At 66.1% G+C, this 15,052-nt stretch carries 11 protein-coding genes and 7 pseudogenes; 15 read left to right on the forward strand and 3 right to left on the reverse strand.

The window, feature by feature from the left end; genetic code table 11:
• Positions 1–51 precede the first annotated feature (51 nt).
• From tkt to AC0IX7_RS17890, 15 genes and pseudogenes are all read left to right on the forward strand, one after another.
• Positions 52–2,141: pseudogene (tkt, locus tag AC0IX7_RS17820) on the forward strand (transketolase).
• Positions 2,141–3,266, forward strand: a pseudogene (gene tal, locus AC0IX7_RS17825) (transaldolase). The pseudogenes tkt and tal overlap by 1 nt, the downstream one beginning before the upstream one ends.
• A 125-nt stretch (positions 3,267–3,391) precedes the next feature.
• Positions 3,392–4,374: pseudogene (gnd, locus tag AC0IX7_RS17830) on the forward strand (phosphogluconate dehydrogenase (NAD(+)-dependent, decarboxylating)).
• The gene (locus AC0IX7_RS17835) at positions 4,371–4,850 is read left to right on the forward strand and encodes an HAD family hydrolase (RefSeq protein ID WP_471813171.1); all 480 of its coding nucleotides are present in this window, start codon (positions 4,371–4,373) and stop codon (positions 4,848–4,850) included. The pseudogene gnd and the gene AC0IX7_RS17835 overlap by 4 nt, the downstream one beginning before the upstream one ends.
• Positions 4,786–5,199 (forward strand): HAD hydrolase family protein, encoded by a 414-nt coding sequence (locus AC0IX7_RS17840; RefSeq protein ID WP_471813172.1) that lies wholly within the window; start codon positions 4,786–4,788, stop codon positions 5,197–5,199. The genes AC0IX7_RS17835 and AC0IX7_RS17840 overlap by 65 nt, the downstream gene beginning before the upstream one ends.
• On the forward strand, positions 5,196–5,939 hold the full coding sequence (locus AC0IX7_RS17845) for an HAD-IIB family hydrolase (RefSeq protein WP_332742442.1): 744 nt from the start codon (positions 5,196–5,198) through the stop codon (positions 5,937–5,939). The genes AC0IX7_RS17840 and AC0IX7_RS17845 overlap by 4 nt, the downstream gene beginning before the upstream one ends.
• 4 nt (positions 5,940–5,943) lie before the next feature.
• The gene (locus AC0IX7_RS17850; RefSeq protein WP_471813174.1) at positions 5,944–6,411 is read left to right on the forward strand and encodes a GreA/GreB family elongation factor; all 468 of its coding nucleotides are present in this window, start codon (positions 5,944–5,946) and stop codon (positions 6,409–6,411) included.
• A complete protein-coding gene (locus AC0IX7_RS17855; protein ID WP_055881387.1) occupies positions 6,411–6,593 on the forward strand; it encodes a hypothetical protein in 183 nt (60 codons plus the stop codon). Before AC0IX7_RS17850 ends, AC0IX7_RS17855 begins: the two co-directional genes overlap by 1 nt.
• 488 nt (positions 6,594–7,081) lie before the next feature.
• Complete coding sequence (locus AC0IX7_RS17860; RefSeq protein WP_471813176.1) at positions 7,082–8,254, forward strand: BaiN/RdsA family NAD(P)/FAD-dependent oxidoreductase; 1,173 nt, start codon at positions 7,082–7,084, stop codon at positions 8,252–8,254.
• A gap of 57 nt (positions 8,255–8,311) precedes the next feature.
• Positions 8,312–10,081 carry a DEAD/DEAH box helicase gene (locus tag AC0IX7_RS17865; protein ID WP_471813178.1) on the forward strand — a complete coding sequence of 590 codons (1,770 nt, stop codon included), beginning with the start codon at positions 8,312–8,314 and terminating at the stop codon, positions 10,079–10,081.
• Between the two features lie 161 nt (positions 10,082–10,242).
• A complete protein-coding gene (locus AC0IX7_RS17870; RefSeq protein WP_471813180.1) occupies positions 10,243–10,713 on the forward strand; it encodes a YaiI/YqxD family protein in 471 nt (156 codons plus the stop codon).
• A gap of 256 nt (positions 10,714–10,969) precedes the next feature.
• A complete protein-coding gene (locus AC0IX7_RS17875) occupies positions 10,970–12,268 on the forward strand; it encodes an Hsp70 family protein (protein ID WP_471813182.1) in 1,299 nt (432 codons plus the stop codon).
• Positions 12,268–12,929 (forward strand): annotated as a pseudogene (locus AC0IX7_RS17880) (spermidine synthase). Before AC0IX7_RS17875 ends, AC0IX7_RS17880 begins: the two are co-directional and overlap by 1 nt.
• Positions 12,926–13,456 (forward strand): AbrB family transcriptional regulator, encoded by a 531-nt coding sequence (locus AC0IX7_RS17885; protein ID WP_471813184.1) that lies wholly within the window; start codon positions 12,926–12,928, stop codon positions 13,454–13,456. The pseudogene AC0IX7_RS17880 and the gene AC0IX7_RS17885 overlap by 4 nt, the downstream one beginning before the upstream one ends.
• A gap of 11 nt (positions 13,457–13,467) precedes the next feature.
• Positions 13,468–13,983 carry an AbrB family transcriptional regulator gene (locus AC0IX7_RS17890; RefSeq protein WP_471813186.1) on the forward strand — a complete coding sequence of 172 codons (516 nt, stop codon included), beginning with the start codon at positions 13,468–13,470 and terminating at the stop codon, positions 13,981–13,983.
• A 94-nt stretch (positions 13,984–14,077) separates the two neighbouring features.
• On the opposite strand, the pseudogene AC0IX7_RS17895 reads toward AC0IX7_RS17890, so the two are convergent.
• The 3 pseudogenes from AC0IX7_RS17895 to AC0IX7_RS17905 form a co-directional block, all read right to left on the reverse strand.
• Positions 14,078–14,236 (reverse strand): annotated as a pseudogene (locus AC0IX7_RS17895) (hypothetical protein); the annotation flags it as partial.
• 122 nt (positions 14,237–14,358) lie between these two features.
• Positions 14,359–14,858, reverse strand: a pseudogene (locus AC0IX7_RS17900) (sigma 54-interacting transcriptional regulator); the annotation flags it as partial.
• Positions 14,818–14,964, reverse strand: a pseudogene (locus tag AC0IX7_RS17905) (sigma 54-interacting transcriptional regulator); the annotation flags it as partial. The pseudogenes AC0IX7_RS17900 and AC0IX7_RS17905, both read right to left, overlap by 41 nt.
• Between the last annotated feature and the right edge of the window lie 88 nt (positions 14,965–15,052).

Consider the following 15,052-nt stretch of genomic DNA (forward strand, 5'->3'; position numbering starts at 1 on the left):
AACCAGATCGGATGCGCGGCGTTCGGTCACAGTCCAGAGCGAGGCTTTTCCATGACCGATACCGCAACCGCCGCCCCCAAGGCGGACCCCAATCTGCACGAGGACGGCTCCCCGAGCGTCTCGCGATCGATACCATCCGCACGCTGTCGATGGACGCGGTGCAGAAGGCCAATTCGGGCCATCCCGGCACACCGATGGCGCTGGCACCGGTCGGCTACACGCTCTGGTCGAAGTTCCTGCGTTACGATCCCAAGCATGCCGACTGGCCCAACCGCGACCGCTTCGTGCTGTCGGTCGGCCATGCGTCGATGCTGCTCTATGCGCTGATCCACCTCGCCAAGATCGAAGAGATCGGCGCGGACGGCGAGAAGAGCGGCAAGGAAGCGGTCAGCCTCGAGGACATCAAGCAGTTCCGCCAGCTATCGTCCAAGACCCCCGGCCACCCCGAATATCGCCACACCACCGGCGTCGAGACCACCACGGGTCCGCTCGGCCAGGGCTGCGGCAACTCGGTCGGCATGGCGATCGCCGAGCGCTGGCTTGCGGCGCGTTACAACAAGGACGGCTTCACGCTGTTCGACCATGACGTCTACACGCTGTGCGGCGACGGCGACATGATGGAGGGCGTCTCGGCCGAGGCGGCGAGCCTTGCCGGGCATCTGAAGCTCAGCAACCTCTGCTGGATCTACGACAGCAACCATATCTCGATCGAAGGCGCGACCGATCTCGCGTTCGACGAGGATGTCGGGCTTCGGTTCGACGCGTATGGCTGGAACGTCATCCACGTCGACGACGCCAACGACACCGCCGCGCTGACCCGCGCGATCGAGACGTTCAAGGCCACCACCGACAAGCCGACCTTCATCGTCGTGCATTCGGTGATCGGTTACGGCAGCCCCAAGGCGGGCAGCGAGAAGGCGCACGGCGAGCCGCTCGGCGACGAGAATATCCGCCTCACCAAGCAGGCTTACGGTTGGCCCGAGGACAAGTCGTTCTACGTACCCGACGGCGTGATCGAGCATTTCAACGGCGTGATCGCCGAGCGTGGCGCCAAGCTGCGCGACGAGTGGGTTGCGCTCACCGACAAGTATCGTGATGCCTATCCCGAGCTGTCGGCCGAACTTGATCTGCTACTCAAGGACGAGCTTCCCGAGGGCTGGGATGCCGACATCCCGACCTTCGAGGCGGATGCGAAGGGCGTCGCAAGCCGCGACTCCGGCGGCAAGGTCCTCAACGCGATCGCGGCGAAGGTGCCGTGGCTGATAGGTGGTTCGGCCGATCTGGCGCCGTCGACCAAGACCGACATCAAGGGCCAGCCATCGTTCGAGGGCGACAACTACGCCGGCCGGAACTTCCACTTCGGCATTCGCGAACATGGCATGGGCGCGATCGTCAACGGCATGGCGCTGTCGCACCTGCGCTCCTACGGCTCCACCTTCCTGGTGTTCGTCGATTACATGCGCGCACCGGTGCGCCTGTCGGCGATCATGGAAGTCGGCGCGATCTGGGTGTTCACGCACGACTCGATCGGCGTCGGCGAGGATGGTCCGACGCACCAGCCGATCGAGCATCTCGCCACGCTGCGCGCGATCCCTGGCCTCGACACGATCCGTCCGAGCGACGCGAACGAAGTCGTCGCTGCCTGGAAGGCAGTCCTGAAGGATGCCAGCACGCCAGCCGCGCTGATCATGTCGCGACAGGCGCTGCCGACGCTCGACCGGACCAAGTACGCGAGTGCCGACGGGCTCGAGAAGGGCGGCTATATTCTCGCGGACAGTGACGGCACGCCCGACGTGATCCTGATCGCGACCGGCAGCGAAGTGTCGCTCGCGGTCGACGCGCACGAGAAGCTGAAGGCGGACGGCGTGAAGAGCCGGGTCGTCTCGATGCCGAGCTGGTATCGCTACGAACTGCAGGACGCCGCGTACAAAGAGAGCGTGCTGCCGAAGGCAGTGCGGGCACGCGTTGCGATCGAGATGGCCGGGTCGATCGGTTGGGACCGCTATGTCGGCCTCGACGGCGCGACCGTGACGATGTCGACCTTCGGGGCCTCGGCACCGCTCGCCAAGTTGCAGGACAAGTTCGGGTTCACCGTCGACAATGTCGTCAAGGTCGCCCGCCAGGTTATGGAGACCAAGTGATGGGTGCGCTCAACGATCTCGAAGGCTTCGGCCAGGCGGTTTGGCTCGATTTCGTCGACCGGAAGTTCCTGGAGGCCGGTGGTCTCCAGAAGCTGGTCGACGAGGACGGCCTCACCGGCGTCACGTCGAACCCGTCGATCTTCGAAAAGGCGATGGGGCATGGCGACGCCTATGATCTCGACGCTGGCGAAGTACGACAAGGAGAACCCCGGCGCGGCGACGATCGACCGTTACGAGCATCTGGCCATCCAGGACATCAAGGCTGCGGCGGAGACGCTGAAGCCGGTCTACGACAAGCTCGACGCGAAGGACGGTTACGTCAGCCTGGAGGTGTCGCCGTACATTTCGGACGATACCGATGCGACGATCGCCGAGGCCAAGAAGCTGTGGGCTGCGGTCGATCGGCCGAACCTGATGATCAAGATCCCGGGGACGCTCGCGGGCGGTCCGGCGATCTCGTCGACGATCGCTAGCGGGATCAACGTCAACGTCACGCTGCTGTTCGCGCTCGACGCGTATATCCGCGTCGCCGAGGCGTATGCGGCGGGGCTCGAGGAGCGCGTCAAGCAGGGGCAGCCGATCAACAAGATCGCCAGCGTCGCCAGCTTCTTCGTCAGCCGGATCGATTCGTCGATCGACAAGGAGATCGATGCGCGTCTTGAGAAGGGCGATGCCGAGGCCGAGGCGCTGAAGGCGGTGCGCGGCAAGGTCGCGATCGCCAACGCCAAGATGGCGTATCAATGGTATCTCGATTTCCTGAAGTCGGACCGCTGGCAGGCGCTCGCGGCCAAGGGTGCGCAGCCGCAGCGCCTGTTGTGGGCGTCGACCGGCGTGAAGGACCCGAGCTATCCCGATACGCTGTATATCGACACGCTGATCGGCAAGGATACGGTCAACACGATGCCGCCAAAGACGATGGACGCGTTTCGCGACCACGGCACTGCCGCGGAGACGATCACGCAGGACGTCGATGCGGCCAAGCATGCGCTGGCGGAAGCCGAGCGGCTTGGCCTCGATCTCAACGGCGTGACCGGCAAGCTGGTCGAAGAGGGCGTCGCGTCGTTCGTGAAGGCGTTCGACGACCTGCTCGGCGCGATCGCGAAGAAGCAGCCCGCGACGGCGTAGCGTCTGCTCCTCTCCCCTGCGGGGAGAGGGTTGGGGTGAGGGCTGCCACGAGCGCCTCCGCCCGGAACTGCCCCTCACCCCGACCCTCTCCCCGGAGGGGAGAGGGAGAAGACAAGGATTTCACCATGAAGATCGGACTGATCGGCCTCGGCCGGATGGGCGGCAATATCGCGCGCCGGTTGATGAAGAACGGCCATGAGGTCGTCGCCTATGACCGCGACGCCGAGGCCGTGAAGAAGCTCGCCGCCGATGGCGCGATCGGCGCGGAGTCGCTCGACGACATGCGCGCCAAGCTCGACACGCCGGCGATCTGGTGGGTCATGGTGCCCGCGGGCGAGCCAACCGAGAGCACCGTCCAGGCGATCGCAGCGAAGGCGAACGACGGCGACATCATCATCGACGGCGGCAACAGCTTCTACAAGGACGACGTCCGCCGCGCGAAGGAACTGGCCGAGAAGGGCATCCACTATGTCGACGTCGGCACGTCCGGCGGCGTCTGGGGCTGGAGCGCGGCTATTGCATGATGATCGGCGGCGACAAGGAAACGGTCGATTACCTCGATCCGATCTTCGAGACGCTCGCACCGGGCATGGGCGACATCGTCCGCACGCCGGGTCGCGTCGAGGGCCAGGCCGATCCGCGCGCCGAGAAGGGCTATATCCACGCAGGCCCATCGGGCGCCGGGCACTTCGTCAAGATGGTGCATAACGGCATCGAATACGGCCTGATGCAGGCCTATGCCGAGGGCTTCGACATCCTCAAGGGCAAGTCGGGCGAGCATGTCGCGGAGGAGGAGCGCTTCGATATTAACCTGACCGACGTCGCCGAAGTCTGGCGCCGGGGCAGCGTGATCTCGTCATGGCTGCTCGACCTGTCGGCGATCGCGCTGGCAAAGGACGGCAAGCTCGATGCGTTCAGCGGCAGCGTCGCGGATTCTGGCGAAGGCCAGTGGACGATAGATGCGGCGATGGAGGAGAAGGTGCCCGCCAACGTGCTGACCGCCGCGCTGTATGCGCGCTATCGCAGCCGCGTCGACCATACGTTCGGCGACAAGCTGTTGTCGGCGATGCGCTATGGCTTTGGTGGCCATGTCGAGATGCCCCAGTGAGCGGTGGCATGAGTTCGGGTATCAAGCTGCTCGTCTCCGATGTCGACGGGACGCTCGTCGACAAGGAGAAGAAGGTCGCGCCCGCGACCGTCGATGCGGTCGAGCGGCTGAAGGCGGCGGGCCTCGGTTTCACGATCATCAGCGCACGGCCGCGTTCGGGGATGATGCCGATCGCCGAACTGCTGGGCATCGACGAGCCGATGGGGGCTTTCAACGGCGGGATCGTGTTCAAGCGCGACGGCACCGTGATCGAGCATCACATGATCGACGTGGACGTCGTGCGGGGCGCTATGGAGATCGTCGGCGATGCGCCCGTGGATACGTGGTTCTTCGCGGACGACGTCTGGTATGCCAGCACCGATCAGGGCGGGCATGTCGGCAGCGAGCGTAAGGCGTCGGCACAGAGATCCGGTGATCGTTTCCGACTTTTCCGATCTGCTGGCCAAGGCGGACAAGGTCACCTTCGTCAGCGATGACGAGGATCTGTTGCGCGACCTGCATGCCAAGGTTGCGGCGAAGTTCGACACCAAGGCGACGATCGTCCAGTCGCAGACCTATTATCTCGACATCACGCCCGTCGCCGGCAACAAGGGCAGCGGGATCGAGGAACTGGCGGACGCGTTCGGCATCAGCTTGACGCAGACCGCGGCGATCGGCGATCAGGCCAACGACATCGCGATGCTCAAGCGCGCGGGCCTCGCCATCGCGATGGGCAACGCGCCGCAGAATGTCCGCGACGTCGTCCATCAGATTACCAGCGCGAACGACGCCGACGGCGTCGCGCACGCGATCGACAATTTTATCCTTACTGGAGTTTCCGCATGAAAGAGTTGGTTGCCTTCGACCTCGATGGAACGCTGGCCGAGAGCAAGCAGCCCTTGCAGGAGCCGATGGGCGAGGCGCTGGCGAACCTGCTCGACGTCGCGCATGTCGCGGTGATCTCGGGCGGCGACTGGCCGCAGTTCGAGAAGCAGGTCGCGTCGCGCCTGCCCGAGCGCGCGGATCGTACCAAGCTGTGGCTGATGCCGACGACGGGTACGAAGCTGTACCGGTTCGATGGCGAATGGCGCGCGGTGTATGCCGAGTTGTTCGAGGAGGACGAGAAGCAGAAGATCCTGAAGGCGTTCGACGAGTCTCTGGAGGCGACCGGCTTCGTGCCGGAGAAGACCTGGGGCGAGCGGATCGAGGATCGTGGCAGCCAGATCACGTTCTCTGCCTTGGGTCAGGAAGCGCCGATCGATGCCAAGCACAGCTGGGATCCGGATTTCGCCAAGCGGAAAGTGATCCAGGCCGATTTGCGCAAGCGCCTGCCGGGGTTGTCGATCAACATGGGCGGCGCGACCTCGATCGACATTACGCGCGAGGGTGTCGACAAGGCGTATGGGCTGAAGAAGCTCAACGAGGCGAGCGGCATCGCGCTCGACAAGATGATGTTCATCGGCGACGCGATCTTCCCGGGCGGGAATGATTATCCGGCGGAGCAGCTTGGGCTCGACGTGGTGAAGGTCAAGAACGTCGACGGCACGCTGGCGGCGATCGCCGGGATCGTCGCATGCCTGAAGTGATCTTGTGAGCGTCGCCTTCCGTCGCGAGAGTGACGAGGAACATCTCGAACCGAAGTTCGAACAGCCGATCGCGCCGGGGCCAGATCTGGTCACGGCGCGTGGGTTGCGGCTGATCGGCGAGCGGGTCGTGGAGATCGAGGCGGCGGTTGCAGCGGAGACGGACGAGGAGGCGCGGAAGCTTCTGCTACGGGATTTGCGGTACTGGCATACGCGTCAGACGACCGCCGAGATCGCACCGTCGCCGGAAGAGGACGAGGTCGGGATCGGCTCGCGGGTTCGCGTTCGGATGAACGGGGCGGAGCGGGTGATTTCGATCGTCGGTGGTGACGAGGCCGAGCCTGGTGATGATCGGCTGGCGTTCTCGGCGCCGTTGGCGCGTGCGTTGATGGGGGCTGCCGTCGGCGAGACGGTCGCGTTTGCGGGCAAAGCGGATGCGATCGAGGTGCTGGCGATCGACAAGGATGACGGATGATGGCTGAGGCGAAATTCGAGCGGCATCGTCAGGCGTGGACGCAGGACGAGATCCAGAAGCTGCACACGCTCGCCAAGAAGGGCATGGCGCTGAAGGCGATCGCCAAGGCGCTGACACGGAGCGAGGAGTCGGTGAAGGTGCGGGCGAAGGAGGATTCGCTGAATATCGCGAAGCTGCGGTAGGTTTATGAGGCGAGAAGCCCTCTCCCCTCCGCGGAGAGGGTTGGGTGAGGGGCTGTTCCGGGTGGCGCATTGCTTGGCGGCCCCTCACCCCGGCCCTCTCCCCGGAGGGGAGAGAGTAAGCGGGCTGGCGCTCGCTACGCTATGTTCCACGATGCAGTCGGAGACTGTCGCCCCACACGCCGCCACGCAGATGCCACCACCCCGGCGAAGGCCGGGGCCCAGTTGGAAAGGTCGCTGTAACGAGGGGCAACCTGCGCCACTGCTGGCCCCCAACTGGGCCCCGGCCTTCGCCGGGGTGGGGCGACTCCGTGCGCGGCATTGGTGGACGTGTGAGCAGGTCACCACCTATGGGGCTGATCTGGAACGCGCTACAGCGGCTACCCCTTACTTGTTCTCCCGCGAAGGCGGGAGCCCAGTCTGGATCCCCGCCTTCGCGGGGAAACATTCTTGACTAGCGGCTCGTCCAAATAAGCCGCACGGAGCTACACTTGTCCGAATACGACGCGATCATCCTCGGAGCAGGCGCCGCCGGCCTCATGTGCGCCGCCGTCGCCGGCCAGCGCGGGCGTAAGATCCTGCTGGTCGATCACGCCGACCAGGCCGGCAAGAAAATCCTCATTTCCGGTGGTGGCCGCTGCAATTTCACCAACGTCCACACTGCCGCCGACCGCTACATCTCCGCCAATCCGCATTTCGCCAAGTCCGCGCTCGGCCGCTACACCGCGCAGGATTTCATCGCGCTCGTCGAGTCCTACGGCATCGCCTGGCACGAGAAGACGCTGGGACAGCTGTTTTGCGACGGCTCGGCGAAACAGATCGTCGAGATGCTGCTCGACGAATGCGACAAGGGACACGTCGACCTGTCGCTCGGACGCAGCATCACCGGAGTCGAACACGCAGACGGGCACTACCGCGTATCGCTCGACGGTCATACCGTCACCGCCCCCGCGCTGGTCATCGCGACCGGAGGCCCGTCGATCCCGAAGATGGGCGCGACCGGGTTCGCCTATGATCTCGCGCGCCAGTTCGGGTTGAAGGTCGTCGAGCCCCGCCCCGCGCTCGTGCCGCTGACGCTGGGCGGCGACGAAATCCTGTTCCGCGAATTGTCGGGCGTTGCCGCGGACGTGGTCGCGACCGCCGGCAAAACCGCGTTTCGCGAAGCCGCGCTCTTCACGCACCGCGGCTTATCGGGTCCGGCGATCCTCCAAGCATCGTCCTATTGGCGCAATGGCCAGCCCATCGGGATCGATTTCCTCCCCGATCGCGAGTCCGGCTGGCTGCCGGCCGCCAAGCGTACCACGCCGCGCGCGACTCTCCGGAAACTGCTCGGAAGCACGCTCCCGGACCGACTCGCGGAGACTTTGAGCGAGCGTTTGGGCATGACGAACGAGATTTCCACGCTCACCGACCGCAAGCTCCAGGACGCCGAACGCGCGCTAAGCTATTGGCAATTCACGCCGAATGGCTCCGAAGGCTATGCCAAGGCCGAGGTCACCGCTGGCGGAATCAGCACTGCGGATCTATCTTCGCAAACAATGCAAGCCAAACGCGTACCAATGTTGTATGCGGTCGGCGAAGCGGTCGATGTCACAGGGTGGCTCGGCGGCTACAACTTCCAATGGGCATGGGCGAGCGGGTGGGCCGCGGGCCAAGTCCTGTAGGGACCACCACGCCAGTGCTTTGCCGTAGCGTCAAGCCGGCCACCAATTAGGACGTACATGCCTTTTACAAATATTCCGTCGCTTCTTTCCGAGGCGCTCGAAGCGCGCGGCTATACCGCGCTCACCCCCGTCCAGGCTCATGTGATCGAGGACAATGCGATCGGTCGCGATCTCGTCGTGTCGGCGCAGACCGGCTCGGGCAAGACCGTCGCGTTCGGCCTGGCGATGGCCGGCGAGCTGCTCGGTGAAGCCGGCGAGGACGGCGTCCAGCGCCTGCCTTCGCCGCACAAGCCTCTCGTGCTCTGCATCGCGCCGACTCGTGAATTGGCGCTCCAGGTCAGCCGCGAGCTGATGTGGCTCTATGCCAAGGCCGGCGCGCGCATCTCGACCTGCGTCGGCGGTATGGACGCCTCGAAGGAGCGTCGTTCGCTCGCACACGGCGCGCATATCGTCGTCGGGACGCCGGGCCGTCTGCGCGATCATCTCGAGCGTGGCGCGCTCGACCTGTCGGCCTTGAAGGTCGCGGTGCTCGACGAGGCCGACGAGATGCTCGACATGGGCTTCCGCGAGGACCTCGAGCAGATCCTCGACGCGTCGCCTGAAGCGCGTCGCACTTTGCTGTTCTCGGCGACGATGCCGCGGCCGATCGTCGCGCTCGCCAAGCGCTACCAGAAGGACGCGCTGCGGATTTCCACCGTCGGCGAGGATCGCGGTCATGGCGATATCTCGTACCAGGCCGTCACCGTCTCGCCGTCCGAGATCGAGCATGCGGTGATCAACCTGCTGCGCTTCCACGAGGCGGAGACGGCGATGCTGTTCTGCGCGACTCGCGACAATGTGCGTCATCTGCACGCCAGCCTGGTCGAGCGTGGCTTTGCCGCGGTCGCGCTGTCGGGCGAGCATTCGCAGAACGAGCGTAACGCGGCTCTTCAGGCCCTGCGCGATCGTCGTGCGCGCGTCTGCGTTGCCACGGACGTTGCGGCTCGCGGGATCGATCTGCCGACGCTGTCGCTGGTCGTTCATGTCGAGCTGCCGCGCGATGCCGAGACGCTCCAGCATCGCTCGGGTCGTACCGGCCGTGCGGGCAAGAAGGGCACCGCCGTCCTGATCGTGCCGTTCCCGCGTCGCCGTCGCGTCGAGATGATGCTCCGTGGTGCCAAGATCAACGCGGAGTGGGTCAACGCCCCGACCGCGGAGGACATCCGCAAGAACGATCACGAGCGCCTGATCGGCATGCTGTTGCAGCCGGTCGAGGTCGAGGAGGAGGATCGCGCACTCGCCGTCCGCCTGATGGCCGAGAAGACGCCGGAGGATATCGCCGCCGCGCTGGTACACATGCACCGTGCGACGATGCCGCAGGCCGAGGATCTGATCGACCAGAGCAAGCAGCCGACTCAGGACGAGCGTTCGCAGGGGCCGCGCGCGGGCTTCGAGGACACGGTCTGGTTCCGGATGGACATCGGTCGTCGCCAGAACGCCGATCCGCGCTGGATCCTGCCGTTGATCTGCCGTCGCGGGCACATCACGAAGTCCGAGATCGGTGCGATCCGCATCGGCCCGAACGAGACCGCGTTCGAGATTCCCCGCGCGGTGGCGTCGCGGTTCTCGGCGGCGATCCAGCGGACGGCGCAGGCGGGCGAGGAAGAGAGCGGCGTTGCCATCGAGGCGATGCAGGGCGCGCCCGAGAGCGGTGCGCGGCATGACGGCGGCGGCGGTGGTCGCAGCAACGCGAGCGGTCCCCGCTCGACGCTGCACCGTGCGGCCCCGCGTGGCGGTCCAGCTCCGACGCGGAAGCCGCCGTATCGTGGGAATCGCGAGCGGAGCTGAGGGCTCTCGCGCCATTCTCGTGAGGGAATGGCGCATGCCCCAGGACTCCGTTTTCCTGACGAAAGTCAGGATCCAGAGTAACGAACGCCGCCCTGCTTGGTCCTGGATCCTGACTTTCGTCAGGATGACGGGAGCGGGTGGGGCGGTTTGGGATGTGTACGATGACGAACGTATCTTCCAGCACGATCCGGATCCTCGTCGACGCGGACGCGTGCCCGGTGAAAGATGAGATCTACAAGGTCGCGTGGCGTCACGAAGTCCCCGTGACGATCGTCGCCAACAGCCATTTCCGCATCCCCATCCACCCGCTGATCTCCCGCGTGGTGGTCAGCGACGGGTTCGACGCGGCCGATGACTGGATCGCCGAACAGGCCGATGCGAAGTCGGTCGTGATCACCGCCGACATTCTGCTCGCCGATCGCTGCGTGAAGGCCGGTGCGACCGTGCTCGCCAATACCGGCAAGCCCTTCACCACCAGCTCGATCGGCGGCGCCATCGCGACGCGTGCGATCATGGCGGACTTGCGCGCGGGCGGCGACATCATCGGCGGTCCGGCACCGTTTTCGAAGGCGGATCGATCGAGTTTTCTGTCGGCGCTCGATGCGGCGCTGGTGCGGTTGAAGCGCGGCTGAGATTGCGCGCCGATCCTCCCCTATGAGGGGAGGTGGCAGGCCGCAGGCCTGACGGAGGGTAGCCCGCTATCGAGGCAGGCCTGACGGAGGGGTAGCCCGCTATCGAGAACGCGATACCCCTCCGTCTGGCAAGCGCCAGCCACCTCCCCTTGCAGGGGAGGATCTAGATACGGTTTTACCGCCCGCCGAAGCACGCACGGGGTTGCCATCCTGTGCCCCGCATCGCCATAGGCGCGCGTTCATACAAGGACGACGCATGCAGATGGACGCTGGCGGCCCCGCGCTGGGGCTGGATTTCGGCACGACCAACAGCGTCGTGGCGCTCGGGACCAAAGACGGCACGCCCGAGCTGGTGACCTTCGCGGCGCCAGCAGAGACGAGCCCGGTATTCCGCTCGGCGTTATGCTTCTGGCAGGACGACAGCGGCAAGGGGCTCGCGTCGGATGCGGGGCCGTGGGCGATCGCCGAATATATGGAATATCCGCTCGACAGCCGGTTCATCCAGTCGTTCAAATCGGTCGCGGCGATGAAGACGTTCGAGCAGGCTTCGGTGTTCGACAAGCGCTATCGCTTCGAAGAGATGGGCCAGCTGTTCCTAGAAAAGCTGATCGCGCATGCGGGTGGCAAGCTCGATACGCGGCCGCACCGGATCGTCGTCGGGCGGCCGGTGGAATATGCCGGTGCGCGGCCCGACGAGGCGCTCGCCCGCACCCGCTACGACGCGATGTTCAAGGGCTTCGGCGCGGAGATTCATTACGTCTATGAGCCGCTCGGGGCGGCGTACAGCTACGCGACGCGGCTGACCGAGCCGGCGACGATCCTGGTGGCGGATTTCGGCGGCGGTACGAGCGACTTTTCGGTGGTGCGCGTCGCTGAGCCGGGCGCGGCGCGTCGGTGTACGCCGCTGGGGCATGCGGGCGTCGGGATTGCGGGGGATCGGTTCGATTACCGGATCCTCGACCGGCTGGTGTTGCCGATGCTGGGCAAGGGCGGTGCGTACAAGTCGTTCGGCAAGGAGCTTGAAATCCCGCGCGCGTATTTCGCCGACTTCGCGGACTGGTCGCGGCTGGCGCTGATGCGCAATCGTAAGACGATGACGGAGCTGGAGCGTTTACAGAAGACGGCGGTCGATCCGGACGCGATCGGGCGGATGATCGCGGTGATCGAGAATGAGCTGGGGTATCCGCTGTACGATGCGGTTGGGTCTTTGAAGCGTGCGTTGTCGAGTGGTGAGGACGCGCATTTCCACTTCGCGGGCGCGGGGCTGGAGATCGAGGCGGACGTGACGCGCGCGCAGTTCGAGGGCTGGATCGCCGACGACGTCGTGCGGATCGAGGCGGCGGTCGACCGGGCGCTCGAGGTGGCTAACGTCGGCGGTGGTGAGATCGACCGGGTGTTCCTGACCGGTGGATCGTCGCTGATTCCGCGCATCCGGCGGATCTTCGTCGAGCGGTTCGGCGAGGCGGCGATTATGAGCGGCGGCGAACTGACCTCGATCGCGCACGGCCTCGCGCTGATCGGCGAGCAGGACGATATCGCGGCGTGGTCGGCCTGATGGTGCCGCGGGTTCTATTGGGGACGGCGCAGGTGCCGGGTGGGGGTGAACTCCGCTTGCTCCAGCGTGGTGCCGAGTTCTCGATCATGCTTGGCGCGAACGAGTTGATGAACAGCCGGCTTAGTGGGTCGGAAGAGGCGCTGGCGGAGCAGGCGTGCGACCGGATCGGTGCGCGGCCCGGCGTGCGGATGCTGATCGGTGGGCTCGGGATGGGGTTCACGCTGCGCGCGGCGCTGGGGCGGCTCGGGTCCGATGCGGAGGTGGCGGTCGCGGAGATCGTGCCGGCGGTAATCGAGTGGGCGCGAGGGCCGATGGCGGCGCTCCACGGCGAGAGCCTGACCGATCCGCGGACCCGCGTCTTCGAGGGCGACGTTGCCGCGGCGATTGCCGAGGGGAGTGGGACGCGATCCTGCTTGATGTCGACAACGGTCCGGACGGGATCTCGCGGCCAGGGAACGATCGGCTTTACGGAGCCCGCGGATTGTCTTTGGCGCGGGCGGCTTTGCGGCCGGGCGGCGTGCTTGCCGTATGGTCTTCTGCGCCGAGCAAGCCGTTCGCCACACGCCTTGCTGAAGCCGGTTTTGCAGTCGACGAAGTGATCGCGCGGGCGACGCGGAAGGGCGGCGCGCGGCACACGATCTGGTTCGCTACCAGGGCATGATCTGGCGCTGGGCCGTCTTGATCGCGCTGTCGGCGGTGATTGCGGGTCTGCTGGAGGTCGTCGGGCTGCCTGCGGGGTTGCTGCTCGGGCCGATGGTAGCTGCGGTCGTACTGGCGGTGCGCGGGTGGTCGCTGACCGTGCCGACGTCGGCGTTTCGCGGCGCGCAGGCGGCGGTGGGGACGCTGATCGCGGGATCGATCACCCCGGGAATCGTCGCGACGGTGGCGGATCATTGGCCGGTGTTCCTGATGGTCAATTTCGTCACGCTCGCGGCCAGCAGCGTGCTCGGGTATCTGCTGAGCCGCTGGCAGGTGTTGCCGGGTACGGTCGCGGTGTGGGGATCGACGCCCGGTGCGGCGAGCGCGATGGTGCTGATGGCGCAGGCGTACGGCGCGGATTCGCGGCTGGTCGCGGTGATGACCTATACGCGGGTCGTGAGCGTGGCGGTGGTCGCGTCGGTGCTGGCGGCAGTGATGGTCGGCGGGGGAGCGGGCATCATGTCGCGGGGGCGTGGTTTGCACCCGTAGACCCGGTCGCCGTGCTGCGGACGATCGCGATTGCCGGTATTGGTGCGGGGGTGGGTGTCGCGTTGAAGCTTCCTGCCGGCGCCCTGCTTGGGTCGCTGATCGCGGGGGCGGCGCTCAATGTTACCGGCGTTGCGCAGCCGGTGTTGCCGCAGTGGCTGCTCGCTATCAGCTATGCGGTGGTCGGGTGGCGGATCGGGCTGTCGTTTACGCGCGATACGCTGCGGGTGGCGGGGAAGGCGATGCCGCGGATCCTGTTGTCGGTGGCGTTGCTGATTGCGTTCTGCGGGGGAATCGCGGCGGTGTTGACGCGGTGGTGGGGGATCGATCCGGTTACCGCGTATCTGGCGACGAGTCCTGGCGGGATGGACTCGGTCGCGATCATCGCCGCGTCTAGCCCGGTGGATGTGCCGTTCGTGATGGCGTTGCAGGTGCTGCGGTTTCTGGGGGTGTTGCTGATCGGGCCGCCGCTCGCGAAGTTCGTGGCGACGCGGCAAGGTGGAGTGCCTCCGCCGGTAATCCCGACTTAGCGCTGCTCGGGCCTCGCATACTGCCGTCATCCTGACGAAGTCAGGACCCAGGGTTACAGGGGATAGCGGTCGTGGCTCTGGGTCCTGACTTTCGTCAAGATGACGGGGGAGGTTTGGTCGGGCGATACGCCTCGACGTCGATCTCGTGGCGCTTGAGCTTGTCGTAGAACGTCTTGCGCGGGATGCCGAGCGCCGCCAGCGCGGAGCGGACGTCGCCGTTGACCTGTTGCAGGGTCGCGCGGATCGTGGCTTCCTCGAACTTATCGACGCGGGCGGGGAGGGGATTTCGCTGTCCTCGTCGACCGGCTCGTCGGCCTCGACGCGCAGGACGAGGCGCTTAGCGAGGTTGTCGAGTTCACGGACGTTGCCGGGCCAGTCGTGCTGGCTGAGATAGGCGAGCGTGGCGGTATCGATGGTCGGCACCAGGCGGCCGAACCGTTCTGCCGCCTGGTGCAGCAGGTGGCCGAACAGCAGCGGTATGTCGTCGCGGCGTTCCCTCAGCGGCGGGATGCGCAGGCGCACGGCGTCGAGGCGGAACAGGAGATCGGCGCGGAAGCGGCCTTCCTCGACGGCGTGGTCAAGGCCGGGTTTGGCGGCGGCGATCACGCGGAGGTCGAGTGCGCGGGGAGGTCGCCGCCGACCGGCATCACCTCGCGCTCCTCCAGCACGCGGAGCAGTTTCGCCTGGAATGCCGGCAGCGTGCTCTCGATCTCGTCGAGGAACAGCGTGCCGCGGTTCGAGGCTTCGATCCGGCCGGTGCGCGGCAGGCGCGGAGTCGCCGTCGTGGCCGAACAGTTCGATCTCCGCGACCGCCTCGGGCAATGCGGCGCAGTTGACCGCGACGAATGGGCGTGACCGCCGGTTGCTCCAGCGATGGAGGAGGACGGCGACGAGTTCCTTGCCGGTGCCGGTCTCGCCTTCGACCAGCACGTCGATGTCGGCTTGCGCGATCTGGCGCATCGTTTCGCGGAGGCGGACCATCACCGGTGTCTCGCCGATCAGGGGTTCGGCGCCGATCGTTTCCTCGGCAGCGGCGCGGGAGGCGGCGGTTGTCGAGGACCAGGCGGCG

The sequence above is a fragment of the Sphingomonas sp. AC411 genome (genome assembly GCF_979253035.1).